Genomic DNA, 26,369 nt, shown 5'->3' with positions numbered 1-26,369 from the left:
GTCTTATTTCTGATAATATGTTAAATCAGCGTTAATCAGATAGAATTTCATGGTGGGCCCTTAGCTTAGTTGGTAGAGCGCCTCATTTGCAATGAGGAGGTCAGCGGTTCGAATCCGCTAGGGTCCACCAGGGAATTTTATTGTGTTTTGGCTTGATTGATTTTTTTCGTATAATCAGTATTATGATTTTTGGGAGGGTTCCTCAATGGGAACTGTTAGAGTAAAAAATGCGATAGCTCGGGGTTTTTACCCTTCGCCTGTGGTTCGTGATATTACTGGTGCAAGTTTCCGCAACTTGCAGTGGTGGGCCAAAAACAAAATCGTTTCGCCTCCGATTGAGAACCATCTTCGGCTTTACAACGATGTCGAAGTCGTCGAGGTCATGTTCATGAAAGAGCTTCGACGTCGACGCGTCGCGTTGTCAAACGTGACTAAGGTCTTGCGATGTTCTCGCCGGCAGCACCTCGATGTTCGTCTCAAACAGGCCATGAAAGATGGCAGAAGTCTGTACCTCGTCACTGACGGGGAAAAGAGTTCGTTTCTTGCCGATAGGGCTGAGGCGCTGGAAATTTTGATCGAACAGAAGAAAAAGATGTTCGTTATCTGCGTGAGTGACTACGCAGAGAAGCTCAGGTCACTCAGGATCAAAGAACGTTGGGGATGAGCCTTACGAAAACGCCGCTGGCTCAGTCTGAGTCGGCGGCGGTTCCATTTAAATCTTCTACTTTCTATTTTTGACCAGCGCTTACATCTGTCCAGGCATGTCTGAGTTCATGCTCATAGGGACAAGATCTTTCTTACCTGACATCCCAGCCCATACAAATATCAGGCCCAGGACGAGGTGAAGCCAGTTGTCAGCGCTGTTGACGCTTATGATGCCGAGAACGTATGCCATACCAGTGCTATCAATCATCATAAATCCGAGCACTGCTACGAGAAGATAGATGATACCGAGGATCTTGAGCCACATAGAAGCGGCTCCTTTGGCTGCAGCCAGAAGTAATATCAGGCCGCTTACGATATGAATCAAGTTGTGAATCATATCAGAGTGGAAAAACCCCATCTCACCTATGACAGGGTTCCCGATAAAACCGAGGAGCCCGACGAGGATGAAAATTATTCCGAACACTTTAGCTAATTTTTTTGCCATGTGATTTTGCGAAATCATGTCGTGCGCTACGTCGATTAAAGCACGACGAATGAATTAATAATTTTTAATATATTCGACTCCCCACATTATAATACTTATAAGTCAAGGGGTGAGCCCATTATCCACACGTTGTGATATAATATATTTATGCTTCCATCTGAGTTAGATTTCCTAACTATAAACGGGGGAACCATTGCTTCCCTTATATTCACTTTAGTCATACTTTTTTCCGGTATTGTGGCTGTCATCATGCTCTGGCATTGGTCGAGGTACGGCCTAAAAAGTCCGATGATTTTCTTTATGGAGGCGGTGTATCTTTTTGGAGTCGCTGTCCTAGTAAGTACTGCGGCTCTTGAACTTGCGACTATATAAAATATAAAAATGGTCAATCTTGAAGACGGAGAAAAAATAATAAAAGTGGTTCGTAAACATTGGTTTGTGATGCTTCTCGTTGCTATAACCATGTTTGTGCTGGCTATCTTGCCTGGTTTCCTTTACTTCTTCATTTTTTTTGAACTATTTAATGAATTTTTTGTTCAAGGCCTTGGTATTTCAAGTAGTATCTTAAGCACTCTCTTGTTTGGAGTGCAGAAATGGGGGTCTTTCGCTTATCCTCTATGGCTACTTTTACTATGGACTTTCTTTTTTATTGAATGGACCGATTATTACCTCGATGCTCTAGTTATTACCAACAAACGAGTGATCGACATTGAGCAAAAAGGTTTTTTCAATCGCGAGATCACTAGTTTCAATTATCATAATATTCAAGACATCACTGTCGAAACTCGTGGCATCATCCAAACTTTTTTCAAATTTGGTTTTATCCATATCGAAACAGCGGGCGATGACAGACATCGTATTATTGCTATCAAATATGCCAGCAACCCCGAAGAAGCTAGGACTATTATTTTACAACAGCAAGCTTTACAGAAATAAATTAGAATCTACTTTCTCTTGGATTTTGTGCGGTCGAGCTCTGTCAATTGTTGTTTGCGAAGGCGGACGCTAATGGGAGTGATTTCTAGATACTCATCTTTGGCCATTATTTCCAGACCTGATTCGATAGAGAGCAGTTGTGGAGGCACGAGGCGGATGGCTTCATCCGAACCTGAAGCGCGCATGTTGGTAAGCTGTTTACCTTTGGTCGGGTTGACTGTCATTTGTTCTCCTTTGGAAGTGTTACCGATAACTTGACCTTCGTATACTTCGGTCGCTTCTTTTATGTAAAGGGTGCCGCGAGTTTGCAAGTTGTCGAGAGAGTAGCCAAGAGTCTTACCCATAACTTGGGAAATCATGGAGCCAGCTTCGTGCCGTTCTATTTCACCTGCATATGGCCTGTAGCCGAGCACTCGGTGAGCGAGTATCCCTTCTCCTTTTGTATCGATAATAAATTTACTGCGATAACCGAAAAGTCCACGACTTGGACCTTCGAAAGTCATAGTGATATTTTTCTCCTGGCCTTGAGTGTTGTTTTGCATTTTGGTCATCAGGGCACCTCGCTTGCCAAGTTTCTCGATCACCACCCCTTGATATTCATTCGGTATGTCGACTACCAATTCTTCAAACGGTTCGTGCTTCTTGCCATCGATTTCTTTCACTATTACTTCCGGCTGGGATACTTGCATTTCATATCCTTCGCGGCGCATGTTTTCAAGTAGAATAGCGATGTGCAATTCACCTCTTCCGTAAACGGTAAATTGTTCACCACTACCGATATCAAAATCGACTTTCAAGCCAACATTCACTTCGAGTTCTTTTTCTAGCCGCTCGCGGATTTGCCTACTGGTAACAAATTTGCCTTCGCGACCAGCAAAAGGGGAATTATTTACCAGGAAAGTAAGTTTGATCGTCGGTTCATCTATCTGTATCGCTGGTAGTGCTGGTGTTGTAGTGTCGTCGATTATAGTGTCGCCTATATAAATATCAGGAATGCCAGCCATAATGGCGATGTCGCCCACACTTACGCTTTCCGTGTCTACTCTACGTGTGCCATCAAATGTAAAAAGTTTGGTTACTCTATATTTTTTAGGTTCGACTGAGCTGCCTTGTTTTTTTACAAAAACACTGTCGCCTGATTTTATAGAACCACTATAGACTCGGACGATAGCCAGTCTTCCAAGGAAGTTGTCGTATGCCAGGTTGAAGGGTTGAGCTTTGAATTTGGGTTCGGTATTGGAAGCAGCATTTGGCACATGCTCGAGGATCAAATCAAGGAGGGGAGCGGTTCCGTTAGCTGATGGACTTTTTTGGTCCTCTAAATTTTTCATCGTTATTCCTTCGCGCCCGATAGCGTATATGACAGGGAAGTCGAGCTGTAGATCGTTTGCTCCGAGTTCAGCGAAAAGGTCAAACACTTCATCATGAGTGCGACTAGGGTTGGCCGCTGGCTTGTCGATTTTGTTTATAACCACTATTGGTCGGATTCCCAATTCCAAAGATTTTTTCAGTACAAAACGAGTTTGTGGCATCGGGCCTTCTTGAGCATCGACAACAAGAAGCACGGAATCAATGGAACGCAATACTCGTTCTACCTCAGAGCCGAAGTCGGCGTGGCCCGGGGTGTCGACGATATTTATTTTCGTTCCTTTATACATGACCGAGGCATTTTTGGAGTAAATAGTAATGCCGCGCTCTTTTTCTAAAGCGTTGCTGTCCATACTGACCGCTGTATCAGCTGCGCCGAATTGCTGAAGAATGGCATCGGTCAAAGTGGTTTTCCCGTGGTCGACGTGGGCTATGATGGCTATGTTTCTAATTTCCATAAAAATTTCAATAAAAAATCCCCCAGAGGGAAGCTTATGTAATAAGAGTAACACACTCTATTAATAAAGTATATTCACTCTTTTTTCATTGACTTTTGTTGCTAGTAGGAATTAGAATAGGTGACAGAGAAGTACCAAATTATTCTTGGAAAGGTGGTTTACGTATGAAAGCGATTTACGATCCCGCCTACCGGGATCTCACTACTTTTTTTGAGTACACTTGCACTGTGTGTTCACGCAGAGCTAGGTACACAAGGTTGTTCCCACATGCCGAAGGTTGTGTTGGAGGAGGGGAGCTCGTTATCCTCTTTGGTCTTCGCCTAGCGAGAGCGATCATCATCAGCTCGGTGGAGAATGGGGATGCGAATCCTCACCATCTGCCGATCAGCCTTATTGAGCTGAAGGAGAAGTTTCCTGAAGCTTACGACGTGGCGGCTCTCCACCTCAAATTGTATTTCGAGGGAGAAGCTCGGAGTATACAGGAGCTGAAAAGAAAAGAAGAGCTTCGCAAAAATTTCGATGAGCTCGATAGGGCGCGAGGACGCCAGCCACTTGCTCGTCAGCCTTTGCACAAGGCTGAAGTACAAAGGCTGACGACGATAGAGCAACTTCTCGCTAACGCTGATGCCGAGCGTGAGGCGAAGCTCAACAAGAAACCGAACGCAAAGGAGACTGTAAAAGATCGCTGGCCGCTTCCACAACGGTCGGCAAATAACAGGGGGGCCTAACTAGGCCCCCTTAGTCATGTCATAAAAATATTTTAGTAGTTTTACATAGCTGAAAGCCCACCGAGAGGTGGACTCCCAGTGGGTTTGTCGGGGAGGCAATCTACTTGCCGCCTCCCGCCCCTTGCGCTCTCGTCACATGGCCTCCCGATTTTGTCGGGTTGGCCTGAAGAACTCTTGGCTCTTGTTTTGATCCCGTTTCTTTCTGTTTCTGGTAGGAGCCTCTACCATCACAACGTCTGCAGTTTGCGTTTGCGCCTCTGCAAGGACAATCTTCCCAGTCCGATCCGAATAACATACTTTACTGCCTCCTGATGGAAAATGTTACTCCTTTATAAAATAGCGTCAATATCATTTCTGTATCTAAGTGCATAACTCTAAAAATCTTGCCTCATCTCCTTTTTCTGATAAACTGATTTGGTTCGTTGATAATTCAATATGTTTTAGATTTTCATGCTCCGGGATAGCTCAGCGGTAGAGCGATCGCCTGTGTCGATAAGTTCTGCGGTATACTTATAATATGTATACCAGGAAAGAAAAAAGAACTTATGCCGACCGTGCTGAATATATGCGAATGGCTGTTAAACGTAGAAGAAAAAATTTACGTGAAATGGCGAGAGCTTATAAAGGCAATAAGTGTATTATATGTGGCTACAATAAATGCTCAAGAGCTTTGAGTTTTCATCATGTGGATCCAGCTAAAAAAGATTTTGGCTTGTCCTTAAGAGGTTTAACTCGATCTTGGGAAAAAATACGCAAAGAAATAGATAAATGTGTTTTGATTTGCGCAAATTGTCATATGGAAGTACATGACGGCATCACGCAGCTTCCCGAAGAAATTTGGGTTGAAAAACGAGGTGAATTCGGGGAAACCCCTAAGGGGCAATCCCGAGCCAAGTCCCGAGAGTAATCAAGGGAAAGGTGTAGAGACTATCTCGCAAGAGAGTAGTTCCAGCAATGTTGTTGGTACGAAGCGCCTCGCCCCTAAGTGTTCGATTTTGAATATATGGGGATGATATAGTCCATACTTCTAGTAATAGAAGACAAAATGTAAGCGATTGGTCGTAGGTTCGATCCCTACTCCCGGAGCAAGGAAATTTAAATAAAATATGGTGCATTATTTTTGGACCCTTAAAGTCTAAGTCCGAATAAATGCAAATTAGTGGGTATTGGACAAGACAACGTAAAAAGCCCCACATTTACATGGAGTTAAACCACCGTTTGTAATAGTAAAAACCTCAATGTTGCACTTCTTGCACTTGATGTAGGTTTCTATTTTGTTTTGGTTTTGGTTTGCAACGGGATTCATAAATTTAATTTTCTTTGTTTACTTCAAGTAGCCACTCATACAGAGGTCTAAATACTATTGTGACTTCACCTTTTTTTACCTCCCTTTTTTCATTCCATGTAAGGATTGTGAGTTTATTCACATTCAATTCCTGTCCGGCTTCCACGAGGGCTTTGACTTCACGTTCTTCGACGTCAGGATTGGTAACGTCATATGTTACCTGTATGAGTTCTACGACTTCATGTCCATTTTTTATAACAAAGTCTATCTCTCTATCATTTCTAGTTTTGTAATAGAACACCTCACGATTCGGTTCATTACCTTTTTTGACGAGTTCGGTAAATACCAAGTTCTCCATAAGCTTTCCTGTGTTAGGGGAGTGTTGGACCGCTTTAGCAGTAACAAGGCCGTTGTCTATCACATACGTTTTTTTAGCAGACTGTATTCGGGAACTTGCTTTACTTGAGTGACGATCGAGAGAGAACAACAAATATGCCTCTATCAAATAATCGAGATACTTTGCTACGGTTACATCGCTTTTAAATTGCAATACATCACGAAGCTTTCTTGCGGTGTATTGATTTGAAACATTGTTTATCAAATACGATCCTAGGTTATCTATTTGCTTTGAAAACTTAACTCGGTGTCTTTTTATGACGTCCTTAAATAGCACAGCATCGAACAGTACATCCAAGTATCCTCGAGGGTCCACATCTTTTGTGACAACTTCAGGGTATCCGCCATTCGTCATGTACTGAGTTAGATAACTAAACAGCTTTGCCTTTTCATCAGGTAGAGCTAGTTTGTCCGCATCAAGTTCATAACTCTTAGCTTTTAAAAACTCCTGGAAACTAAAAGGTAGTATCTCTATCGGAATATGTCTACCAGTAAGATGCGTAGCCAGTTCTTTTGAAAGAAGGCTGGCATTAGAACCGGTGAGGACCAGATTGTATCCGGAACGATGAAGACGGTTTACAAACAATTCCCAATTTGGAAGGTTTTGTATTTCATCAAAGAAAATATATTTTGTATCACCGTAGACCTGTTTTAATTCTGAAAGAAGTTCATCGAGATCTATTTTTTCCTCACCAGGGAGTGATTCATCATCGAAATTAAAATAGGCGAAAGACTGATCTTTAAGCAACATCAAAGCAAAGACCGATTTTCCTGCTCGTCGGGGTCCGAGAATAACTTTTATCAAATCTGAAGACATCCACTTTTGAGCTCTTATCTCTTGTGTACGTTCTACGTATGGAAGAGACATGAGCCTATCTCGGTCTCCTTTTTGCTTTATTATGGTGTTTTTTAGCATAGTATTTATGTTGTACTATGCACTTTCTGCCTTTTTTGCATAGTAGACCTATTATACTGGACAAAAAGGAGAAAAACAAGCAACTCTAGCTACTATGCTAGTCTAGTGGCACAGTAGGGTTTTGCCCTATAAAAAGCCTGTTTTTAAGGGTTTTATAACTAATCCACTAATTTTCTGTTTGAAGGTAAAATGGTCAGATGGATGCAAATAATCTTAAAAATTTAATTTTTGTAGACTGCGAGGCTAACGGCAAGTGTCCAAGTATGGGCAAGCTTACTGAATTTGGCGCAGTCACATACCCCTCAAAAGCCACCTTTCATGGAGTGTTGATTGAAAGAAAGCCTGACCCAGAAAATCCTGAGTTCAAGATGACGACAGGCGTGCTCTTTGATGAAAAGGAAATATTTGAGAAATTTGACGCATGGCTCCAGGAGGTATGCGGTGAAGAAAAACCCAGATTCGTCAGTGACAATCCGGCATTTGATTGGCAGTGGATCAATGACAGCTTCCATCGAACTCTTGGTAGAAATCCATTCGGATATTCTGCTAGAAGAATTGGTGACTTTTACGCTGGCTTAATTGGAGACTTTAAAGATACCTCATCTTGGAAAAGATTGCGTATAACAAAGCACGACCACCATCCCGTTCACGATGCTATGGGTATAACCTTGAAGCTTTTGAGAGATTGCTTAAGGGTGATAGGCCTAAAATCTAGCGATACTCCGCCATCTCAGCCTCAGTTGGCTGCGTAATTCCAAAGAAACCCTGCTTGATATTGGGTAGCCAAATAAGCTCCTTATTGGTCTTCCAGAAGGTTCCGATATCCCGCACCATGTCGAGCAGAGAGCATTTCATGGGATTTGTTGGAATAATGAGGCCATGAGTATTGAAAGCCCAAGGGAGCAATGAAGCTCATTTCATTTTTAAAGTATGATATAATAGCTCCATGAAGGGCTACGTCACCAATATCGAAAAGCTCTCACTCGAGAATAACAATTTCAGAAAGGTTCTTTATACTGACAAGAACAGCCAGCTCGTCTTGATGTCACTTCTTGCTGGAGAGGAAATCGGCGAGGAAATACATGATGTTGATCAATTTTTACGTGTAGAAAAAGGCACCGGTACGGCAATCTTGAGTGACCTTCCCTATAATCTTGCCGACGGCAGTGTCATCATGGTTCCAGCGGGTACGAAACACAATATCATCAATACTGGAGCCGATGAGATGAAGCTCTATACCCTCTACATGCCGCCACATCACAAAGACGGAATTATCCACAAAACAAAAGCCGAGGGCGAAGCCGACACCTCTGACGAATTCGACGGCAAGACGACTGAATAAACATGATCAAAGAATATATAAAATATTTGAAGGATAATCCGCAGGGCTATTGGTTTAAAGCCAAGCTGTATGGCTGGGGCTGGGTTCCAGTAAAATGGCAAGGATGGCTTGTTATCGCTATTGGAGTAACTATTCTTGTGGCCGGTATCTATGTTGGAGACACTGATGATGCTCCTGGTGCAGCACTCTTGGGCATGCTACTCATGCTTGCGCTCATATTTACTTTCGGTTATTGGAAAGGAGAAAAGCCACGCTGGCAGTGGGGACCGTTAAAGAAATAATATATATCTTGACAGAATTAAAATAATACTGTTTTTTGTGCTATACTTTAGGTATGAAAAATACCAAAACAATCTCCATACTCATAGTAGTTGTAAGTCTGATGGTATTAGGATTAGTAGGATATTTACTTAGTGAAAAAAACAAAGAAATAGTACCTGTAAATGAACCTACTGCTTCGAGCACCGCTGTCGTATATAACAATAGCGACTACGGATTTACTTTTTCACTACCCGAAAGCTGGGAAGGATATTCTATTGTAAAAAATACCTGGGAAGGAAATCCGCTGACGGCAACCAGCATAAAACAAACAGGAGCTAAACTTTCGATCCGAAATCCAAAGTGGACTTCAGCACTTCCATATCAAGACATCCCTGTGATGGTTTTCCCTGTGGCACAATGGAATTCATATATTGCAGGAAATTTCTCGGTAGGAGCCGCACCTATTCTCGCTAGTGAGCTTGGAAGAAATAACTTGTATGTACTTGCTCTTCCTGCACGCTGGAACTTTGACTACAGTGAAGGATATTTAGAAGCAGAGAGTATTCTAAAATCCAACCCGCTTAAAACATTTGATGTACAGACCAATTGAAGGTGGTGTAACAAAATCAAAACGGCCGCGTGAAATATCGCGGCCGTTTTGATTTTGTTGTAATTTTGGTAATGTTTACTATTTTATATTTACGTGTTAGAATAAGGGATAGATGCAAAAAGAAAGACCTGATGAAAGAGGGCCGAGTTTTTCGGATATGCTCCGGGACCTCAGGCCGACAGATATCCTGATGCTCGAAGAGCTGTTCCTACTGACTAGTAGGAAAAATGAGGTTCCGTCTCCGCTCAAGTTGACGGGCCAAGATCGTAAGTTTCTAAGGATTATAAAAATCCTCCCTGATTAGGGCAAAATAGTTCGTGTCAGTCGGTTGCCATACCGATTGCCGCGAGCTTTTCAATTTAACCTCACTTCTCCCAAAGTTTCTTTGATGTGGCCTTTGAGTGAGAGGAGAGTGAGAATGGTTTGGACTTCGCCTGCTGGCAGGCCAGAGTTTGAAAATATTTCATCTTTTTCTTTTGGTTCTCGTAAGAATTCTATAATTCTCATTTCATTTTCTGAACAATCAGAATAATCATTTACTTTCTTTTCATCTTCTACTTTAATACCAAGTGTTTCCAAAATATCATTACTGTTTCGTACCAGAGTCGCCCCCAATCGTAAAAACATATGCGGCCCAGTGGTAGATCTTGAAAATATAGAACCAGGAAGCGCCAGCAACTCTCTATTATATTCACTGGTAAGTTTGGCTGTGATCAGAGTGCCTGATTTTTCCTCTGCTTCTATGATGAGTGTCGCACTGCACATGCCAGCCATAATACGATTACGTAAGGGGAAGCTATAGTGAGTCGCTTTGAAATCGGGAACGAATTCATTTAGAAGAGTGCCGCCTTTTTCTACGATTTCCTCTGCTAATCGCACATGACTTTGCGGATGGAGTGCCTTTGGTTCTAATCCCGACCCGGGAACTGCGATGGTGGGTAAATTATTTTTCATTGCCGCTCTGTGAGCGATAGAATCGATACCGAGAGCAAGGCCTGAAACTATAGTAATCGGGTAGCCTCGCAAACCTTCGATCAAGTATTCAGTCGCATCTTTACCATATTGTGTGAACTTGCGGCTACCCACTACACACAATAATTTTCTTGAATAATCAGGTATCTCTCCGGCGTACCATAATTGTTTTGGCGGGTCATTTATTTCTGCGAGCAGTGGTGGCCAAGCGTCTTTTGCTAAACTTTTAATTTTATAGCTCATTTGCTTTCATTTAATTTTGTATTATTATAACATTGAAAATTGATTGAAAATTTTAAATTAAGAATTGGAAATTACTAATGCTTGATATCAAATTCATACGCGAAAACAAGGACCTGATCAAACATGCTGCTAAAATAAAGCATGTTGATTTTGATGTGGACAAACTTCTTGAGGTGGATGAAAAGCGGCGGGCTCTACAACTCTCTTATGATGAAAAACGTTCTTTCCAAAACAAGGAAGGCACTCGCATGACTGTTCCTGGCTTGGCTGAAGAGGAGAAGCTCTTGATACTGAAAGGCCTTTCGATCATAAAGGAGGAGATGAAATTAATAGAGAGCGACCTGAAAACGGTGATGCTTGATTGGCAGAAGCTCATGGTCAGCGTTCCAAACATTCCTGATGTATCAGTGCCTGAAGGTGAAAGCGATGCTGATAATAAAGAGGTGAAAAATTGGGTGCCGACTCCTGAAAAGAAATTTGATTTCGAACCCAAGGATCATATTGCTCTCATGGAGCTTCATGACATGGCCGATTTTGAGAAAGGTGCTTCTGTCGCTGGATTCCGAGGTTATTTTTTGAAAAATGATGGCGCCAGGTTGGAAATGGCCTTACTACAATTTGCTCTTGATCATTTTTCTGGGAAAGGTTTTATCCCGATGATCGTGCCTTCTCTTGTTCGTCGGGAGACGCTCCTTGGCACCGGCTATCTACCACAAGGAGAGGAAGATTTATATAAAACTCAAGATGGTGAGTATCTAGCTGGTACTGGAGAAGTAGCTGGGATGTCATATTTTGCTGATCAAGTTCTCGAAAAGAAAGATCTACCAAAAAAAATTCTAGCCTTTAGCCCTTGTTTTCGTCGCGAAGCTGGAGCACATGGTAAAGATGTGAAAGGCCTTTACCGGGTACACGAATTCTTAAAACTTGAACAGATAGTACTCTGCGAAGCTAGTCACGAAGAGTCGGTCAAGTTCCATGAAGAAATCACAGCTAATGCCGAAAATATGCTTCAAAAACTCGGCATCCCTTATCATGTCGTCATAAACTGTGGCGGTGACCTTGGGTTAGGGCAAGTCAAGAAATACGATATAGAGTGCTGGAGGCCTTCTATGAAAAATTATGGCGAAACTCATTCTTCTTCTTACTTTCATGATTTTCAAACACGCAGATTGAATATAAGGTATAAAGATGATTCTCAAAATGGTGAAAGTGGCCTGAAGTTTGTACACTCACTCAACAATACAGCGGCCGCTATGCCACGCCTCCTAATTCCACTCGTTGAAAATTACCAACAAGCCGATGGATCGATAGTTATTCCTGAAATCTTAAGGCCGTACATGGGAGGAAAAGAAAAAATCGGTTAGAATTAGTAAATGCGCAAGAAAGGCCGAACTGTCAATAAAAACGATTTAAGTCGTAAAAGGAGGCATAAGAGAAAAAGTAAATTTTATTTGGTGATGGGGGTACTTTTTTTGTTTCTCGCTGGTATTGTACTCCTCGCTAGGCTTCCAGCTCTTCAGATAAAAGAAATAAAAATTTCAGAGACCAAGAGGGTACCTTCTTCTGTTTTGAAAGAAATCGTTCAAAGTCATATCAAAGGTAATTATTTTGGTATCTTTCCTAAGAGTAACTTTATGCTCTATCCTAAGAATGATATCAAGGAGGAAATTATGACAAAATTGCCGGCTCTTCTTGAAGCTGAAGTCGATACTGAAATCGACCGTAACCTTTATATCAGGGTGAATGAGAGGCTTGCCTCAGCCCTGTGGTGCTCCTCTTCTAGCAATTGTTTCTATATGGACGAACAAGGTTTTATCTTTGCCAGGGCTATGAATATGGATGGTCTAATGAAATATTATGGACTAGTCGATCAGGGTGGCTCCTCCATTCTGGGAAAGAGCTATGGCGAGGTAGGATTTTTCTCCGAACTTAGAAAATTTACCGAAAATGTGGAGAGCCTGGGTTTCAGATTGGAGAGAGTAAACGTCGTGAGTGAGTCACGAGCAGAGCTACATTTTAGTACTGGTTCTTACCTACTATTTTTGCCTGACGATAAAAATAAAGAAGAACTTTTTGGAAACATAAAATTATTTATAGAAAATTCTAAGGCCAGCAACGGGGGAGTTATCCCTCCATTCGAATACATCGATGCGAGATATGGGAACAAGATTTTTTTCAAGGTAAAGGAAGGAGTATAATTTAATCATGATTACTCAATATTTTAGATGGCACTATGGTCCAGGCTTCATGGAGCTCATATATCTCTCCCGCAATCTTTTTTCTTTCTTGGCCCATTTTTTTTCATTCAAACTTCTGTTTTTTAGTCTTTTTTCCCCATGGAAAAAAATGGGGGAGCATTATAAGAGGGGTTTCGATGTCGAATCTCTCATCTCTTCTTTCATCGTCAACTCTATTATGAGGGTGGTCGGCTTTTTTGCTCGTTCGGTTGTAATCATCTCAGGTCTTATCTCTAGCTTCGCTCTTCTCGTATTATCTTTTTCTGCTTATATATTGTGGTTACTCATACCCTTTGTTCTGGTCACTCTTTTTGCTTCATCCTTTTTCTTAATCTACGCTTCTGTCATATGAACTTCACTACTTTACACAAAAATATAGAACCATACAGGAATGCTTTGTTTGTCGACAACGTTTTTCCTAAAAAATTACGTTCTGTATTGAGATACTTCCTGATCTTTCTTACAGCCGCCTCTTTTGCCGCCTCTTTTATCGACCTGGTGAATGAAAAATACAATACGCTGCCTGATGGTTTATTCTTTCTTTTTCTTTCTCTTTTTATCATCCTCTTTCTTTTGGAATGTTTCTACAATTCTTCCAGGTTTTCTTTTTCAGAAAATATTAAGGTAGAATTTTCTGTCGCTGATATAGTAGAAAAAATTGACGAATACGATGTCACTCTATCCTTTTTAAACTCACCCATCACCTCTACCCTACTTTTTCGTCTTGGTATATCAAAAGAAGAGCAGGCTAGATTTATGGTGGGACAGCGTACAAAAGTACCAAGCTCTAGCTTTATATTGCCGGAAAATGCAGTCGATTATTCTACCCTTGCCCATGCCATTTATTTTGCAGATAAATCTTTCCAAACTTTCCTTTCCGGTAGAGAGGTAAATGAGAGTGATTATAAGGGGGCAGTCGATTGGGTAAATGCTGAGTTCAACTTATCGATGGAGGAGGACAGGTGGTGGGGTAAAGAATCTCTACAGGCTATCCCATCGATTGGTACTAGTCTCTCTTTCGGCATCATGACCGAGCTTTCCAAATTTGGTCGATCGATCAGGCGGGATATATTTTTCCATTCCATAGATATAAAAAATAAATTTAGGAATAAAGAAATACTGCAACTAGAGAATGCTCTACTCCGTGCTTCTGAGGCCAATGCTATCGTTGTCGATAATGATGAGGGTGTCGCTCGCGATATTGTCCTGCGGTTGGATAAGAAAATTTATCTTGGCCAAGTCCATCCTCTTCTCGAGCATAAAAATATAATTGAGTTTGATTGGCCCCTACTTGTTTCTTTAAATAAAGATAAGGCTCGTTTGCAGGAGGAAATGTTTAAATTATTGCGCGAATGTGAAAATACTGGCAACGTTATACTTTACATAGCAAACTTGCATTCCTTTATTTTGGATTGTAAAAATGCCGGTATAAATATCCAGTCGGTGATGGAAGAATGCCTCGCTTCTCCTGGAATACATGTCATTGCTCATTCTACTAAAACAGATTTTTATTATTTTATGGAGCTTTTTCCGGGTTTAGGCAAGCTCTTCGAAAGAGTTGTTCCGGAAGAAGAAACAGTGCTTTCTTCCATGCCTCCGATTTTGGAGAAAGCTAAATTACTCGAAACTGAGTCGAAGGGTAAAATATTTTTCACCTACCCGGCTCTCGCTGAAGTAGCAGAGCTTTCGGATAAATTTGTCGCTTACGGTGAAATGCCAGGAAAGGCACTTCATTTGATGGAGGAAGTATTTACATGGGGTATGCAAAACAATCTTTTTTCCCTTTCTAGGAATGACGTATCTAGTTTTATATCAGAAAAAATGGGCTTGGGAGTCGGTGCTGTGAGTACCAAGGAGGGAGAGAAGCTCTCTCGATTGGAAGAACTTTTACATGAACGTATCGTTGGTCAAGAAGAAGCGGTGAAGGCGGTAAGCAGTGCCATGCGTCGCTCCAGAGCAGGTATCGGTAATCCAAAAAGGCCAATTGCTACGTTCCTTTTCCTTGGCCCGACTGGAGTGGGAAAAACGGAGACGGCTAAAGCTCTAGCCGAAAGCTTTTTCGGTCCGCCAGCTGGCGGAGAAAATAAAATTATCCGTTTTGATATGTCGGAATATAATGGGGCCGATGCCTTACCTCGACTTATAGGTAGCTTCAGTGAGGGTAAAATTGGCGACCTCTCTGCCAAGCTTCATGACAATCCTTACGGGGTGGTACTTTTGGATGAATTTGAAAAGGCGGCTCCTGATGTGCACAATCTTTTCCTTCGTATTTTGGATGAAGGTAAATTTACGGATGCTTTCCAGGGTGAGGTGAGTGCTCGTAATGTTATTTTTATTGCCACTTCAAACGCCGGTAGTGACATGATTTGGAATATAGTACGTGAAGGTAAGGATATAGCAGCAAGTAAGGATGCTATCGTCGACTCGCTTGTCGAGCAACATATATTAAAGCCTGAACTTATAAATCGTTTTGATGGGGTAGTACTTTTCAAACCGCTTGAAACTCTAGAGTTGCGTAGTGTGGCTGATAAAATTTTTGAAAAATTTGCAAAAAGGTTGCGAGAGGAAAAACAAATAGAAATCAAATTGTCATCGGAACTTCTCGATTATCTAGTTCTTCATGGAGCCGACAAAGAATTTGGAGCTCGATCTATAAACAGAATTATGCAGGAAAAAATAGAGGACTATGTAGCCAGGAAAATTCTTTCTAAAGAAGTAAGAGCCGGCCAAACTTTGGAACTCGGAGTGAGAGATGTGATGTAATCCTAAACCTAAGTATATAAAAGGGAAGAGCAGCCGGCGGTGAAGCGCGGCTGCTCGGGTTGAAACGTTTGACTTCTGGGGATGCGATGATCAGCATGCCTCCCAATATGGCGAGGAAAGCTCCGGGGATGAAGAAGCGATCCTTGGTAGACATGAGCCCGAGAGCCATACCCAAGATTCCGATCACAAAGATCGCCAAGCCTAGCAGTAACATACAGTTGGACCTCCTTTTTATAATAAGTATTTCTGGTATAGTTGTCAACATGTCAAATTTTTGGCAGGAAATGAAGGTCAAAAATAATGGAGAGCCGATACTTTGCCTTGCCCCTATGGCCGATGTTACTGATTCGGCTTTTCGTCATATTATTTCCAAATATTCTTCTATTTCCCATGTTACTTATACAGAATTTGTTTCGGCTGATGGACTTTGCCTCGCTCCTCTCGAAGGCAGAAAGAAACTTTTGAAAGATTTAGAATTTTCTGAAATAGAAAGGCCTATTGTAGCCCAATTCTTCACCAGCAAGCCAGAAAATATGGAGAGAGTGGCGAGGCTTGCGGCAGAGCTTGGCTTCGATGGGGTGGATATCAATATGGGTTGTCCCGATAAAAGTATCGAGAAGCAAGGCGCCGGCGCAGCGCTTATCAAGAATCCAAAACTTGCGAGGGAACTTATAAGAGCGGCAAAGATCGGTGTCCAAAATAAAATACCTGTGTCAGTCAAAACTAGGCTCGGTTACAACAAAGATGAATTAGATCCGCCAGCCGACGGATGGTTACCAGAGCTTTTAGCTGAAGAACCAGCGGCAATAATTCTCCACGCTCGCACTCGCAAAGAAATGTCTCTCGTCCCCGCCAGGTGGGAGCGTATCAAGAGGGCAGTAGAGATAAGGGATAATTTGAAATCAGAAACTTTAATATTGGGTAATGGTGATGTCGTAGACACTGACGACGCGAGGAGGAAGTGCAGAGAGACAGGTGCCGATGGAGCTATGCTCGGCAGGGCAGTGTTTGGCAACGCTTGTCTTTTTTCAAATCACAAACCAAATTTAGAAGAGAAACTCCAAATACTTAAAGAGCACATACAACTTTTTCATAAAAACCTAGGGCAAGTCAAAAGTTTTGCCATAATGAAGAAACATTTTAAAGCATACTTGGCAGGATACGAAGGCGTCTTTGATTTGAAAAATAAATTGATGGAAACAAATAATGCAGAAGAGGCTGTAAGTCTAATAAATGCCTTAAAATAAGGGTATTTTAATAAGTTGATAAGTTAATTTAATCCGCCAGCTGGCGGAGCTTGACATATTCTGTGTATTTGCTATACTGTACAGCAGGAGAACCAAACCATGAATCAGCATTCACCCCCGTTCAGTTTCTTAGTGCAGACCTTATTCAAATGCGGCGTGAGCGACGTGAACACCATGCGTTTCGGCGGCGGCGGCGAGACGGGCTGACGCGGCCGCCGGCGCGGGCGGGCATGAAGTACGGGGCATGTAGCCCGTAAGTCATGCCGGCTAAAGGCAGAAGTAAAGTACGGTGACAGGGCCCCCAGCAATGGGGGCCCTTTCTATTTGTCCAACTTTTTATATAATGAAAACTTATGCAAGTAGCACTCTATAGAAAATATCGGCCGGGGAATTTTCAGGAAGTAATAGGTCAGGAACACATTGTTTCTGTTTTAGAAAATGAAGCCAAGACTGGCAAAGTTTCTCACGCGTATCTTTTCTCTGGTTCTAGGGGGGTAGGTAAAACTAGTATCGCTAGGATTTTTTCTAAAACTCTCGGCGTTTCTCCTGATGATATCTATGAAATCGATGGCGCGTCAAACAGGCGCATCGAAGATGTGCGTGCCATCCGCGAAGCAGTGCATACTTTGCCTTATCACTCAAAATACAAAGTTTATATTATCGATGAAGTGCATATGTTGACGACGGAAGCATTCAACGCTCTGCTTAAAACTTTAGAAGAGCCGCCTCCACATGTCATTTTTATTTTAGCTACTACTGAAGCACACAAGTTGCCCGACACAGTAGTCTCACGGTGCGAACATTTTATTTTCCGTAAACCTTCGCACAAATCTGTCATGGAATCAGTGCAAAATGTAGCCAAGGAAGAAGGTTGCAGTTTGGGTAAGGCGTCGGCTTCCCTTATTGCTACTCTTGCCGAGGGCTCTTTCCGTGATGCCCTTTCCACTTTACAAAAAATTATTCATTCATCCTCGGATAACAAATTAAGTGAGGATGAAGTAGAGAAGGTTCTAGGCGCTCCGAAACATGGACTGGTCATGGGGGTGATCGACGGAGTAGCTAATACTGATACAGAAAAAGCTCTTTCGAGTGTACGACAGGCTAGTGAATCTAATGCTGATATGCAAATTTTTTTAAAAATGATTCTTCGCGATCTGCGTTTCGTATTGCTCCTTCGGTTTGCCAAGGACATGAAAGAAATGGTAGCGAGTGAAACGGGGGAAGAAGAGTTTGAAAAACTTTTTGAACTTTCTAAAACCGCCAAAGGCATCAATTCTAAAACGCTCATCAATTTTCTCGAAGCCGAATCGCGTCAAAAATATGCCAGTATCTTGGAATTACCGATTGAAATTGCCATTATGAAATCCTGCGAGGTTCAGGTATAGAGTATTCCTCCTTTTCTAAAAATACTTCTGCCTTTTTGGATTTTACGAATCTTTTTATCGTGTCATATATTACAGGAAGCTCGAGGTAGTCGATCAGTATCGCTACCCAGGCGAGCCATGCAGGTAAAACAGTTTTTGTCCCTTCCACAAAATTTTCGATTACAAACTCATCGGTGATCCAGAAAAGGTGGAGCCATTGGGAGTTCAGAAATATAAGATAGACCAGGCTCTTTGTTGTGAACTCTTTCCTTAAAGAGTCGATATAAATGAGGGAGACGGCGATGATGGCTGGTATCTCAGTGTAGTCGACGAGTATCAGTATAAATCGTGGCAGGTCGTGAAAGTGAATAAGAGGGAAGCCGAAAAGCTTCATCCAGATGACTTCGACCAGGAGCCAAAGTAGGTGAATAATTTGTACCAAAAAAAGCAGGGCGGCCATCCCTACATTTACTCTATAATTTTCCTCATACCACCTCCAAAATTTTTTCAAAACAACCATCTCTATCTCTCTTAAATTTTTAACTCTTGCATTATAACACATTTTTTAAAATTAATTGTGGATAATCGGCTTATTCGCCCGAATAAGGCATATATAATTAGGTGATGAATGAGAATGAGATAGAGAAAACATTGAAAGGTCTGGCAAATCATCGCAGACTTTTTATCATAAAGATTTTGAAGAAGAAACCCTTATCTGTGAGTGACATAGCCAAGGAAATAAAATTGTCGCTGCGAGCGACTTCGAGACACCTAAACACCCTTTATACTTGTGGCCTATTAGATCGAGATCAGAAAGGGCTAACAGTTTTCTATAAATGTAGACTCGAAAAATTGAAAGAAATTTCCGTTTCTCTTACATTATTATAGAGCCCAAATAAATTAATAACTCACAAATTTTGTTTACAGGCTTATTCGCCCGAATAAGGCGTATAAGGATGTGTTTTGCTGGACGCATGGGATTTTTAAGGGTATAAATAAGAAGTAATTTATTGCCAGATCGTCTAATGGTAGGACATCGCCCTTTGGAGGCGAGTATCTTGGTTCGAATCCAAGTCTGGCAGCACGAGTCAACGTAGTATCGGAGCGACCAGAGTGCTTTAAATTCCGATATTTGTTGATCGACCTATTCCGTCATCGCATACCTGCTGAGAGCAGTATTCAGAACACAAGTCGCCTCTATAGGCGATTTTGTGTTATTACCACGTAAAGGTATTGACTCTTTGGTAAATAGAGAATACTATTACGCATATAAGCATACATTTATGAAAATAGAAGAAAAAAGTGAAAGATTCAAACGTTTAGCGGCAACCCGAACAAACGAGATTATCAACAAACTCAGAATACTGAGTAACTGTGCAAATCGAAGTGCATATGATTATTCTGAAGAAGATATAAATAAGATTTTTACAGCGATAGAAAAGGCTACCAGGGTAGCTCGTTCAAAGTTTTATTTTCCAGATCATAAAAATGGTTTTAAGTTGTAAAAGCTGAATACTAACCTAGATGTTTAATCTATTCAAAAATAAAAGTGGTAAACCAGATTGGAGTTTCCAACTTCGAGCAATATCGTCAGTGGTTGGGGATTTTCAAAAAGATATTAGAGGAAGATTTCTTTTAGTATTGCCTACTGGTGGTGGCAAAACTATTACAGCGATTAGATCACTAAGTGAAATGTTTAATAAGGGTCATATAGCAAAAGATGAGAAGGTACTATGGGTAGTACATACATTAGCGCTATATCATCATGCAAAGGAGAATTTTGAAAATGAAAAAAATTATTCAAAATTTTCATTAAATCAGCTTCTTAAGTCTCAAGTAGATGTGAAAATGAAGGCGGATGCAGTAAAAGCGTTAAGTACAGAAACAAAATATAAGATAATAGTTATAGATGAAGCTCATCATGCCGCAGCAGACACATATAGTGAGCTGTTTGAATATCCACTTGGAATTCTTGGGTTGACGGCTACTCCTCGACGAATGGATCATAGGGGTCTCCCGTTCCAAAAGGTGTCTTACTCTATTACATTTCGGGAACTTGTACATCGTCGTGTGGTCTTACTCCCGAAATTTTTACCAGAGGTTCGAACAGAGATCAATGTTGACGCAACATCTCTTCAGGACGAAACTCAACTGGAGAAGTTCAACAACGAAGAAAGAAACAAACTCATTTCTCACTACATCTTTCAAGAAGCCGAAAAATATAATCTGAAAAAGATTATCGTTTTTGCTGGTACGAACTTACATGTTAAAAACCTTTTTGAAACAATTGAAAATAATAACATTCGTTCTAAATATAAATTTGATCATGTTGGGTACATCTACGGTGGAAATAATAACGACAAAAACATTGCAAATGATAAATATCTGAAGTGGCATCACTCTCAGTCATCTTCAGTTTTGGTAAACTGTAAGATATTGAACGAGGGATATGATGATCCAAATATTGATACCGTAGTGATGGCAACACCAACTAACTCAATTCTTTACTACATGCAGTGTATTGGTCGTGTTGTAAGAACCCCAGAAGATCACGTGAATGCTAATGCATACGTGATCGAGATAGTTGATCGCTTACCCAATGTTTCGTACCGGATTGATAACCGTTGGCTATTTGCTGAAATTTCAGATTATCTTGAACCTAGGATTGAAGACTTCAAGACGATCTGGCCTCTTCTTCCGATTAGTATTTTTTGGAAACTCTTTAAAATTAAGGCAAAGATTTCTGATTTAACATTCCGCGATGTCACCTCTATCTTCTTAGGAAAAAGGGTTAATCTAATCCTCTTTAATGATGTGCCTAATGGCATCATTGGACAATGGCGAATACTGAGCTTCCCAGAGAATGCTATTCAAAAGATAGAGATGTTTAATGATCTTTCGGAGAATATAGAAGAATACTATAATCTAAATCACGATTATTTGCTTGAAAGAAATTATCCAGATTTAGTAAAGCTACGACCTATGAATAATCGCGTTTATCGTTCTAGCTTAATTGCAGCCATGCGCCGAGCATCTAATATAAAAGATAAGCGCGGGAAAGTTGATTCGTTAGTATATTTATCAATTCAATAAAACATTAAAATATGACCAATATCAATTTACTAAATGAAACCCCTGTTAAAATTGAGGATCTTCTTCTTGATCCAAACAACCCTCGTTTTTCCAAGCATCATAATGAAATTACACACGTTGCTAGGGTAACAGACGAAGATGTTCAAGCTACCGCTTATGCTCAGATGAACGATTCAGCGAATCATTTTCAGATTGATGAGTTAGTAGAAGCTATTATGGCTGATGGTTTTATACAAGTAGACAAAATTTTCGTTGAAAAAATTAATACCAAGTATTTGATTATTGAAGGGAACCGTCGAGTGACAGCAGTCAAAAAGATTCTTAAAAATCATGAAAGTAAGGTAAAGGGATTTGAATTATTAGGTGAAGCTGGTAAAGCACTCAAAGTACAATTAGCAAAGATACCTTGTATTGTCATCGATACTACACAACCAGGAGCAAAGGATATGATGCGTAAAATTTTAGGCCTTCGTCATCATGGCTCGATCCTTCCTTGGAAACCACTTCCCGCTGCATTTAATCTATATCAACAGTATATGGATGAGTATTGTTCGGGAGATGCTAATAAAGCGAGAAACCCGGAGAATTTTTTATATAGCCCAATAGTTGCAAAGAAGGTTTCTGCTATGTTTTCGGTTAGATGGACTGACGTACGAGAGAAGATTAAACTCTACAGGGTCTATCTACAACTACTGGAAGCGTCACGTAACCATCCACAAGTTGTAAGCCCGGACTCTTTCTCGATGATTGAGGAAACACTTGGACGTACGGCTTTAAAGAATTACTTTGGTTATGATGAAAATAAATCAATTTTCTCAGATGAAGGGGTTGAGAAAATTCTTGACATGTATTTCGGCCTCAGGGGCAAAAATCCAGTAATTACTGAAGCTTCTGCTGGAAGTTCCAATGTCCGCGATTTCGCGTTTGTTGTAGCCGAAGGAACGAGTGAAGATGTAGATAGAATCTTTAAAGATAGAGAAAAAGCAGGTGCAGTGAAAGCTGAGGTTGAAACAAAGAGATCTCATCGTTCTCTGCAAAATACTTTGGAATTGGTTCTTAATGAATTAAACAAAATTAATCTTGGAGAAATTGGCTCCGACGGATTCGCACCAAATGAGATGGAACATATAGCCAATATTGATAAAAAAATGACTCAACTAAAACGAGCTGCCGGAATTGACAAATCCAAAAAGTCATAGATTCCTAGTTGCTAAAACTTCTTTGACTTTCTTTCTGTCGCCAGTGCAACTAATTATTCTTGGAGCATCGAGTATTTGTATCTCAAAACCTAAAGAAGTATACAATTCCAGTATTCTTTTTGTTGCATGATTAGAGAGAATAACCGGGCCGGGATGCTTTGATAACCATTTTGCCAATCGTACTTGATCCTCCCATGAAAATCCTTCCATAGAGTACTGAGAAAAAGATACATCATATGGTGGATCAGCATAAACAAAATCATCTTTTGTTAATTTCATTTTGTTAAAATCAGTATGAGTAAATTTCCACCTCCTAAAACTTTTTTTGTATTCCTTGAAGTCACGGAGATAATTTATCGTTGTGTGTCTCCCAAATGGGATATTGTAAAAACCCCTGCTGTTAAAACGACACAAACCATTAAACCCACTTCTGTTTAGGTAATAGAATAACTCTGCTGTTTTTTTACCTTTTATATTTTTATCTTTGAGTAAGGCATTAAATTGATCGCGGCGTCGATAATAGAATTTTTCCTCGTTGCTAAGTTCAATATCAATTCTTAACCCCTTTTTTATCTCAGTATACAGGTTTATTAAGTGTGGGTTGATGTCGTTTAGCCATGCTTTTTCTGGCAACAGTCCCAATGTGGCCGCTAGACCGCCACAAAATGGCTCCACAAAACGCTTGTTCTTATGTTTTTCCCATAGAGGTTTTAAATGAGGTACCAACCATCTTTTTCCTCCAGCCCATTTTAGTGGGGGTGTTGGAGGTTTAGGTGGAACTTTACTTATCTGATTTATTTTCATAAAAATGGTTAAGGCATCCTGGTTTATTCCACCAAAGAGTTTAGGGGCACATCAAGAGCCTTGGCAAGTTTCTTAAGCGTGCTTATCCGTGGATCAGATGTTGCACCTGTTTCGATCTTTGCAATAGTATGATACGCCAGAGCAGTTTCCTTGCACAAATCACTCTGAGACAAGCCTTTTTCTCGTTTTAGTCTTTTTAGATTTATTGCGATTATTGAAATTCTTCGTTTGTTTTTCATATTGATAAAACTTTACTCTTATTATTTTATCATCTAAGTGATCTGGGAGCAAATCTCATTGGTGGATGCATTAGGTGGGTCTAGTTTGATCTTTTTGTTATTCATCAATATCTTACTTTTGACACTAAGCAGAAATGTCCTCTTTTCCTCAATGGTCCCCTGTGTGAGTACATAAGTGGCATACTGTTTGGGATCAAATTCAACTTTGCTCATCTCTGGCTTTACTCCATAAAACTGATGTTGGAATTTCTTAGCTCTATCACGTTCCTCGTTAAATTTCTTCATAATGAAGTTTTGGTCAAGTTCTAGATTACTCATCAATTCAATCAGCTGTCTAATTATTTCCTCCTCACGAATATATCCACATTTGCAATCACGATTTCTTGATCGTGAGCATCCGTAATATATGTATTTAGCAACTCCACCTTTGGCTAGTTTCTTAATTTTCTCATCAGCCACTATTCCTGAACCACAGAGTCCGCAAGTCATAAGTCGACTAAAGGCAAATTGCTTATCGGTATTTTTAATTTCCGACCTAATCAAATTTTCTCTAGCTTTCTGATATAACTCTTTGGTAATTATTGGTTCATGTTTTCCTGTATACCAGTTACCACTTCCTGTAGGATACTCAAATTGTCCATAGAAGAATGGTGTTTGGAGTAGTCTATAGATGTTGCTTAGAGTAAGTGGTTTGTTGCTCGTAGCACTTCTGAAATTTAAATCAAATTTAAGCCAATTATATATTTTCCTACCGCTCCAATTTTCATAGGCTACTTTCTCATACATCTTTCTGATTATAGGTGCCCGATCTGTATCTACCATCACGTATCCTTTTCTATCAATTCGCTTTTCATTTAAATAACCCGTCGGTGCTGGAGCTGGCCACAATCCCATCTCACATCTCATTCTAAGTCCACGTTTTACATTTACACTTTTATTGTCGTTATCGAGCTTCGCTTGGCTACATAAAATCATCAGCAAGAATTTCTCACTTGGATTGTTTGTGAACCTCTGTCCATAAGTTCTTATTTCAACTAGAAGTTTTTGATCCATTAAATCTACAAGTGATCCGAGGTCTCCAGCGTTACGACTTAATCTGTCTGGATGCCAGACAACAACTCCATTAAATCTTCCGCTTCTCACATCTTTCAAAATTTCATTAAAGACAGGGCGTTGTCCTGAATCCTTAGCCGAATGGGATTCTCGCCGAATATCGATAATATCCAGCCCGTCTCGTTCTGCCATTTGTAGCATTTCTTTGATCTGGGAATCTATCGATAAGGCCTGCTTTTCATCCGATTCGGTCGATTTACGTGCATAAAGCACATAGCTCATTTTTACGACCTCAGGTACCGCTGGTGCCCCAAATCGTCCCACTGGGTGTACTTGTGTTTCCATGACACAAGTAAGCCGCTGGGGTCCAAATAAGTCTAGGCCCGAGGAGTGAGTAAGAAGGAGGTAACTAAAGCTACAATTTTAGCCATTTTTTGCTAAAATGGTCTTACTATGAAGATTACCAAATTAGGGCATTGTTGCCTTCTCATAGAAACCAAAGGCAAAAGGATTCTAACAGATCCGGGCAGTTATACTGTGGACGCACATTCTAAATTAGAGAACATCGATTATATCCTCTTTACCCACGAGCATCAGGATCATTATCATTTAGAATCCTTGAAAATTCTTCTTAAGAAGAATCCTAAAGCGGTTGTTTACACCAGCAGTTCAGTAAGTGAGCTTCTAGAAAAGGAAGGTATCGCACATACAAAAGTTGCTCATAAGGAAACCATATCTCTTGGAGATATTGCCATAGTCGGTACTGGGGAGAAGCACGCTCAAATGCATAGTTCCATACCACTTTCAGAAAATATGGGATTCTTTATTGACGGAAGGCTATGGTATCCTGGTGATGCTTTTACTGATCCAGAAAGACCTGTAGAAATACTTGCCTTACCAGTGTCCGGTCCATGGATGAAAATTAGTGAGGCTGTTGATTATGCTCTGAAGTTAAAACCCAAAGTAGCTTTCCCTGTTCATGATGGAACTCGTTTTGGTTCAGCACATGCGCTCCCAGGAAAAATTCTTCCACAAAATGGCATTGAGTTTGTTGCAATGATTGAAGGAGATAGTAATGAATTTTAAAAACATGGATTTAAGATCAACTTACAACAAAATTGCCGAGGATTGGTTTAAAGACCATCATCAGGATACATGGTGGCAAGAAGGAACAGAGAAATTCCTTGAAGCTCTTCCCACAGGTTCGACCATCTTAGATGTTGGCTGTGGTGCAGGAGTTAAATCTCGATATTTAGCTAAAAAAGGGTTCAAAGTTACAGGTATTGATTTCTCGGAAAAGATGATTGAGATTGCCAAGCGAGAATCACCAGAAATTTCTTTTGATGTTGTCGATGTGTATGAGATAGATAAATACCCAAAGACCTTTGATGGTGTATTTGCGCAAGCAGTTTTACTCCATATTCCAAAAGATAAAATCCGTGAAGTACTCTCTAAGTTGAAAAACAAGATAAATTCAAATGGTCTACTTTATATTGCCGTTAAAGGAATGCGAGACGATGGTGTAGAGGAAGCTATTAAGAAAGAAGATGACTATGGATACGAATATGAAAGATTTTTTAGTTTTTTCAATCTTTCGGAATTAGAAAACTACTTAAAGGAACTTGATATGGAAGTGGTTTGGAAAACCAATACCACTTCGGGCCGAGCTGACTGGCTACAGATTGTTGGGCGAAAGAGTAAATAA

General features: G+C 40.6%; 29 protein-coding genes and 2 tRNA genes. 23 read left to right on the top strand and 8 right to left on the bottom strand.

Translation table 11 applies throughout. From position 1 onward, the window contains the following. Positions 1 to 54: 54 nt before the first annotated feature. Positions 55 to 130: transfer RNA gene (locus tag VJH67_00575), tRNA-Ala, on the top strand. Positions 131 to 205: 75 nt separating this feature from the next. After that, positions 206 to 664, top strand: coding sequence for a MerR family transcriptional regulator (locus tag VJH67_00570; protein ID HEY4515672.1), 459 nt, complete (start codon positions 206 to 208; stop codon positions 662 to 664). Positions 665 to 745: 81 nt separating this feature from the next. Here VJH67_00570 and VJH67_00565 read toward each other — a convergent pair whose 3' ends face one another. Then, positions 746 to 1,150: a DUF4383 domain-containing protein gene (locus VJH67_00565; protein HEY4515671.1), complete on the bottom strand. Its 405-nt coding sequence runs from the start codon at positions 1,148 to 1,150 to the stop codon at positions 746 to 748. 147 nt (positions 1,151 to 1,297) lie between these two features. Here VJH67_00565 and VJH67_00560 point away from each other — a divergent pair, with 147 nt between their 5' ends. Together VJH67_00560 and VJH67_00555 are read left to right on the top strand one after the other, a co-directional pair. Next, on the top strand, positions 1,298 to 1,522 hold the full coding sequence (locus VJH67_00560; GenBank protein HEY4515670.1) for a hypothetical protein: 225 nt from the start codon (positions 1,298 to 1,300) through the stop codon (positions 1,520 to 1,522). A 9-nt stretch (positions 1,523 to 1,531) separates the two neighbouring features. Beyond that, complete coding sequence (locus VJH67_00555) at positions 1,532 to 2,086, top strand: PH domain-containing protein (protein HEY4515669.1); 555 nt, start codon at positions 1,532 to 1,534, stop codon at positions 2,084 to 2,086. Between the two features lie 8 nt (positions 2,087 to 2,094). On the opposite strand, the gene typA is transcribed toward VJH67_00555, so the two are convergent. Next, positions 2,095 to 3,912 (bottom strand): translational GTPase TypA, encoded by a 1,818-nt coding sequence (typA, locus tag VJH67_00550; GenBank protein ID HEY4515668.1) that lies wholly within the window; start codon positions 3,910 to 3,912, stop codon positions 2,095 to 2,097. 164 nt (positions 3,913 to 4,076) lie between these two features. On the opposite strand from typA, the gene VJH67_00545 reads away from it, so the two are divergent. Together VJH67_00545 and VJH67_00540 are read left to right on the top strand one after the other, a co-directional pair. Next, a complete protein-coding gene (locus VJH67_00545) occupies positions 4,077 to 4,640 on the top strand; it encodes a hypothetical protein (protein HEY4515667.1) in 564 nt (187 codons plus the stop codon). 517 nt (positions 4,641 to 5,157) lie between these two features. After that, the gene (locus VJH67_00540; protein HEY4515666.1) at positions 5,158 to 5,547 is read left to right on the top strand and encodes a hypothetical protein; all 390 of its coding nucleotides are present in this window, start codon (positions 5,158 to 5,160) and stop codon (positions 5,545 to 5,547) included. A 403-nt stretch (positions 5,548 to 5,950) separates the two neighbouring features. Here the strand turns inward: VJH67_00540 and VJH67_00535 are convergent, their stop codons facing one another. Next, positions 5,951 to 7,237, bottom strand: coding sequence for an ATP-binding protein (locus tag VJH67_00535; GenBank protein HEY4515665.1), 1,287 nt, complete (start codon positions 7,235 to 7,237; stop codon positions 5,951 to 5,953). 197 nt (positions 7,238 to 7,434) lie between these two features. Between VJH67_00535 and VJH67_00530 the strand changes: the two genes are divergently transcribed. The 5 genes from VJH67_00530 (at position 7,435) to VJH67_00510 (ending at position 9,754) form a co-directional block, all read left to right on the top strand. After that, positions 7,435 to 7,989: an exonuclease gene (locus VJH67_00530; GenBank protein HEY4515664.1), complete on the top strand. Its 555-nt coding sequence runs from the start codon at positions 7,435 to 7,437 to the stop codon at positions 7,987 to 7,989. A gap of 194 nt (positions 7,990 to 8,183) precedes the next feature. After that, the gene (locus tag VJH67_00525) at positions 8,184 to 8,579 is read left to right on the top strand and encodes a cupin domain-containing protein (GenBank protein ID HEY4515663.1); all 396 of its coding nucleotides are present in this window, start codon (positions 8,184 to 8,186) and stop codon (positions 8,577 to 8,579) included. A 2-nt stretch (positions 8,580 to 8,581) separates the two neighbouring features. Next, complete coding sequence (locus VJH67_00520; GenBank protein HEY4515662.1) at positions 8,582 to 8,860, top strand: hypothetical protein; 279 nt, start codon at positions 8,582 to 8,584, stop codon at positions 8,858 to 8,860. Between the two features lie 53 nt (positions 8,861 to 8,913). Next, a complete protein-coding gene (locus VJH67_00515; GenBank protein ID HEY4515661.1) occupies positions 8,914 to 9,450 on the top strand; it encodes a hypothetical protein in 537 nt (178 codons plus the stop codon). A 112-nt stretch (positions 9,451 to 9,562) separates the two neighbouring features. Then, positions 9,563 to 9,754, top strand: coding sequence for a hypothetical protein (locus VJH67_00510; protein HEY4515660.1), 192 nt, complete (start codon positions 9,563 to 9,565; stop codon positions 9,752 to 9,754). A 50-nt stretch (positions 9,755 to 9,804) separates the two neighbouring features. On the opposite strand, the gene dprA is transcribed toward VJH67_00510, so the two are convergent. Next, entirely contained in the window at positions 9,805 to 10,665 is an 861-nt protein-coding gene (gene dprA, locus VJH67_00505) for a DNA-processing protein DprA (GenBank protein HEY4515659.1), read from the bottom strand. Between the two features lie 77 nt (positions 10,666 to 10,742). On the opposite strand from dprA, the gene serS reads away from it, so the two are divergent. The 6 genes from serS to dnaX all read left to right on the top strand — a co-directional run bounded on the left by serS (position 10,743) and on the right by dnaX (position 18,297). Then, on the top strand, positions 10,743 to 12,029 hold the full coding sequence (gene serS, locus VJH67_00500) for a serine--tRNA ligase (protein HEY4515658.1): 1,287 nt from the start codon (positions 10,743 to 10,745) through the stop codon (positions 12,027 to 12,029). Between the two features lie 9 nt (positions 12,030 to 12,038). Next, the gene (locus VJH67_00495; protein ID HEY4515657.1) at positions 12,039 to 12,863 is read left to right on the top strand and encodes a hypothetical protein; all 825 of its coding nucleotides are present in this window, start codon (positions 12,039 to 12,041) and stop codon (positions 12,861 to 12,863) included. Between the two features lie 7 nt (positions 12,864 to 12,870). Then, positions 12,871 to 13,254 carry a hypothetical protein gene (locus VJH67_00490; GenBank protein ID HEY4515656.1) on the top strand — a complete coding sequence of 128 codons (384 nt, stop codon included), beginning with the start codon at positions 12,871 to 12,873 and terminating at the stop codon, positions 13,252 to 13,254. Beyond that, positions 13,251 to 15,665: an AAA family ATPase gene (locus VJH67_00485; GenBank protein HEY4515655.1), complete on the top strand. Its 2,415-nt coding sequence runs from the start codon at positions 13,251 to 13,253 to the stop codon at positions 15,663 to 15,665. Before VJH67_00490 ends, VJH67_00485 begins: the two co-directional genes overlap by 4 nt. Positions 15,666 to 15,793: 128 nt before the next feature. Beyond that, entirely contained in the window at positions 15,794 to 16,912 is a 1,119-nt protein-coding gene (locus VJH67_00480) for a tRNA-dihydrouridine synthase (GenBank protein HEY4515654.1), read from the top strand. 353 nt (positions 16,913 to 17,265) lie between these two features. Further along, complete coding sequence (dnaX, locus tag VJH67_00475) at positions 17,266 to 18,297, top strand: DNA polymerase III subunit gamma/tau (GenBank protein HEY4515653.1); 1,032 nt, start codon at positions 17,266 to 17,268, stop codon at positions 18,295 to 18,297. On the opposite strand, the gene VJH67_00470 is transcribed toward dnaX, so the two are convergent. After that, positions 18,269 to 18,838, bottom strand: coding sequence for a hypothetical protein (locus tag VJH67_00470; GenBank protein HEY4515652.1), 570 nt, complete (start codon positions 18,836 to 18,838; stop codon positions 18,269 to 18,271). The two genes, dnaX and VJH67_00470, sit on opposite strands and share 29 nt — an antisense overlap. 449 nt (positions 18,839 to 19,287) lie before the next feature. Here VJH67_00470 and VJH67_00465 point away from each other — a divergent pair. From VJH67_00465 to VJH67_00450, 4 genes are all read left to right on the top strand, one after another. Continuing rightward, positions 19,288 to 19,358 (top strand) — tRNA-Gln (locus tag VJH67_00465). Positions 19,359 to 19,559: 201 nt separating this feature from the next. Further along, positions 19,560 to 19,781, top strand: coding sequence for a hypothetical protein (locus VJH67_00460; GenBank protein ID HEY4515651.1), 222 nt, complete (start codon positions 19,560 to 19,562; stop codon positions 19,779 to 19,781). 19 nt (positions 19,782 to 19,800) lie between these two features. After that, on the top strand, positions 19,801 to 21,369 hold the full coding sequence (locus VJH67_00455) for a DEAD/DEAH box helicase family protein (GenBank protein ID HEY4515650.1): 1,569 nt from the start codon (positions 19,801 to 19,803) through the stop codon (positions 21,367 to 21,369). 11 nt (positions 21,370 to 21,380) lie between these two features. After that, positions 21,381 to 22,568 (top strand): ParB N-terminal domain-containing protein, encoded by a 1,188-nt coding sequence (locus tag VJH67_00450; GenBank protein HEY4515649.1) that lies wholly within the window; start codon positions 21,381 to 21,383, stop codon positions 22,566 to 22,568. On the opposite strand, the gene VJH67_00445 is transcribed toward VJH67_00450, so the two are convergent. From VJH67_00445 to VJH67_00435, 3 genes are read right to left on the bottom strand one after another with little or no spacing between them, the layout of a single operon-like run. After that, positions 22,563 to 23,372 carry a Dam family site-specific DNA-(adenine-N6)-methyltransferase gene (locus tag VJH67_00445; GenBank protein HEY4515648.1) on the bottom strand — a complete coding sequence of 270 codons (810 nt, stop codon included), beginning with the start codon at positions 23,370 to 23,372 and terminating at the stop codon, positions 22,563 to 22,565. The genes VJH67_00450 and VJH67_00445 overlap by 6 nt on opposite strands. Positions 23,373 to 23,395: 23 nt before the next feature. Next, positions 23,396 to 23,611 (bottom strand): helix-turn-helix transcriptional regulator, encoded by a 216-nt coding sequence (locus tag VJH67_00440; GenBank protein ID HEY4515647.1) that lies wholly within the window; start codon positions 23,609 to 23,611, stop codon positions 23,396 to 23,398. Between the two features lie 33 nt (positions 23,612 to 23,644). Then, positions 23,645 to 25,009: a recombinase family protein gene (locus tag VJH67_00435; protein HEY4515646.1), complete on the bottom strand. Its 1,365-nt coding sequence runs from the start codon at positions 25,007 to 25,009 to the stop codon at positions 23,645 to 23,647. A 108-nt stretch (positions 25,010 to 25,117) separates the two neighbouring features. Between VJH67_00435 and VJH67_00430 the strand changes: the two genes are divergently transcribed. Further along, entirely contained in the window at positions 25,118 to 25,750 is a 633-nt protein-coding gene (locus VJH67_00430) for an MBL fold metallo-hydrolase (GenBank protein ID HEY4515645.1), read from the top strand. A gap of 4 nt (positions 25,751 to 25,754) precedes the next feature. Continuing rightward, on the top strand, positions 25,755 to 26,369 hold the full coding sequence (locus VJH67_00425) for a class I SAM-dependent methyltransferase (GenBank protein HEY4515644.1): 615 nt from the start codon (positions 25,755 to 25,757) through the stop codon (positions 26,367 to 26,369).

The sequence above is a fragment of the Candidatus Paceibacterota bacterium genome (assembly GCA_036517255.1).
In the GTDB taxonomy this organism is placed as follows: Bacteria; Patescibacteriota; Minisyncoccia; order Phycocordibacterales; family WO2-35-19; genus DATDXE01.
The sequence above is the reverse complement of the archived record's forward strand: the minus strand, read 5'-3'. Positions and strand labels throughout refer to the sequence as shown.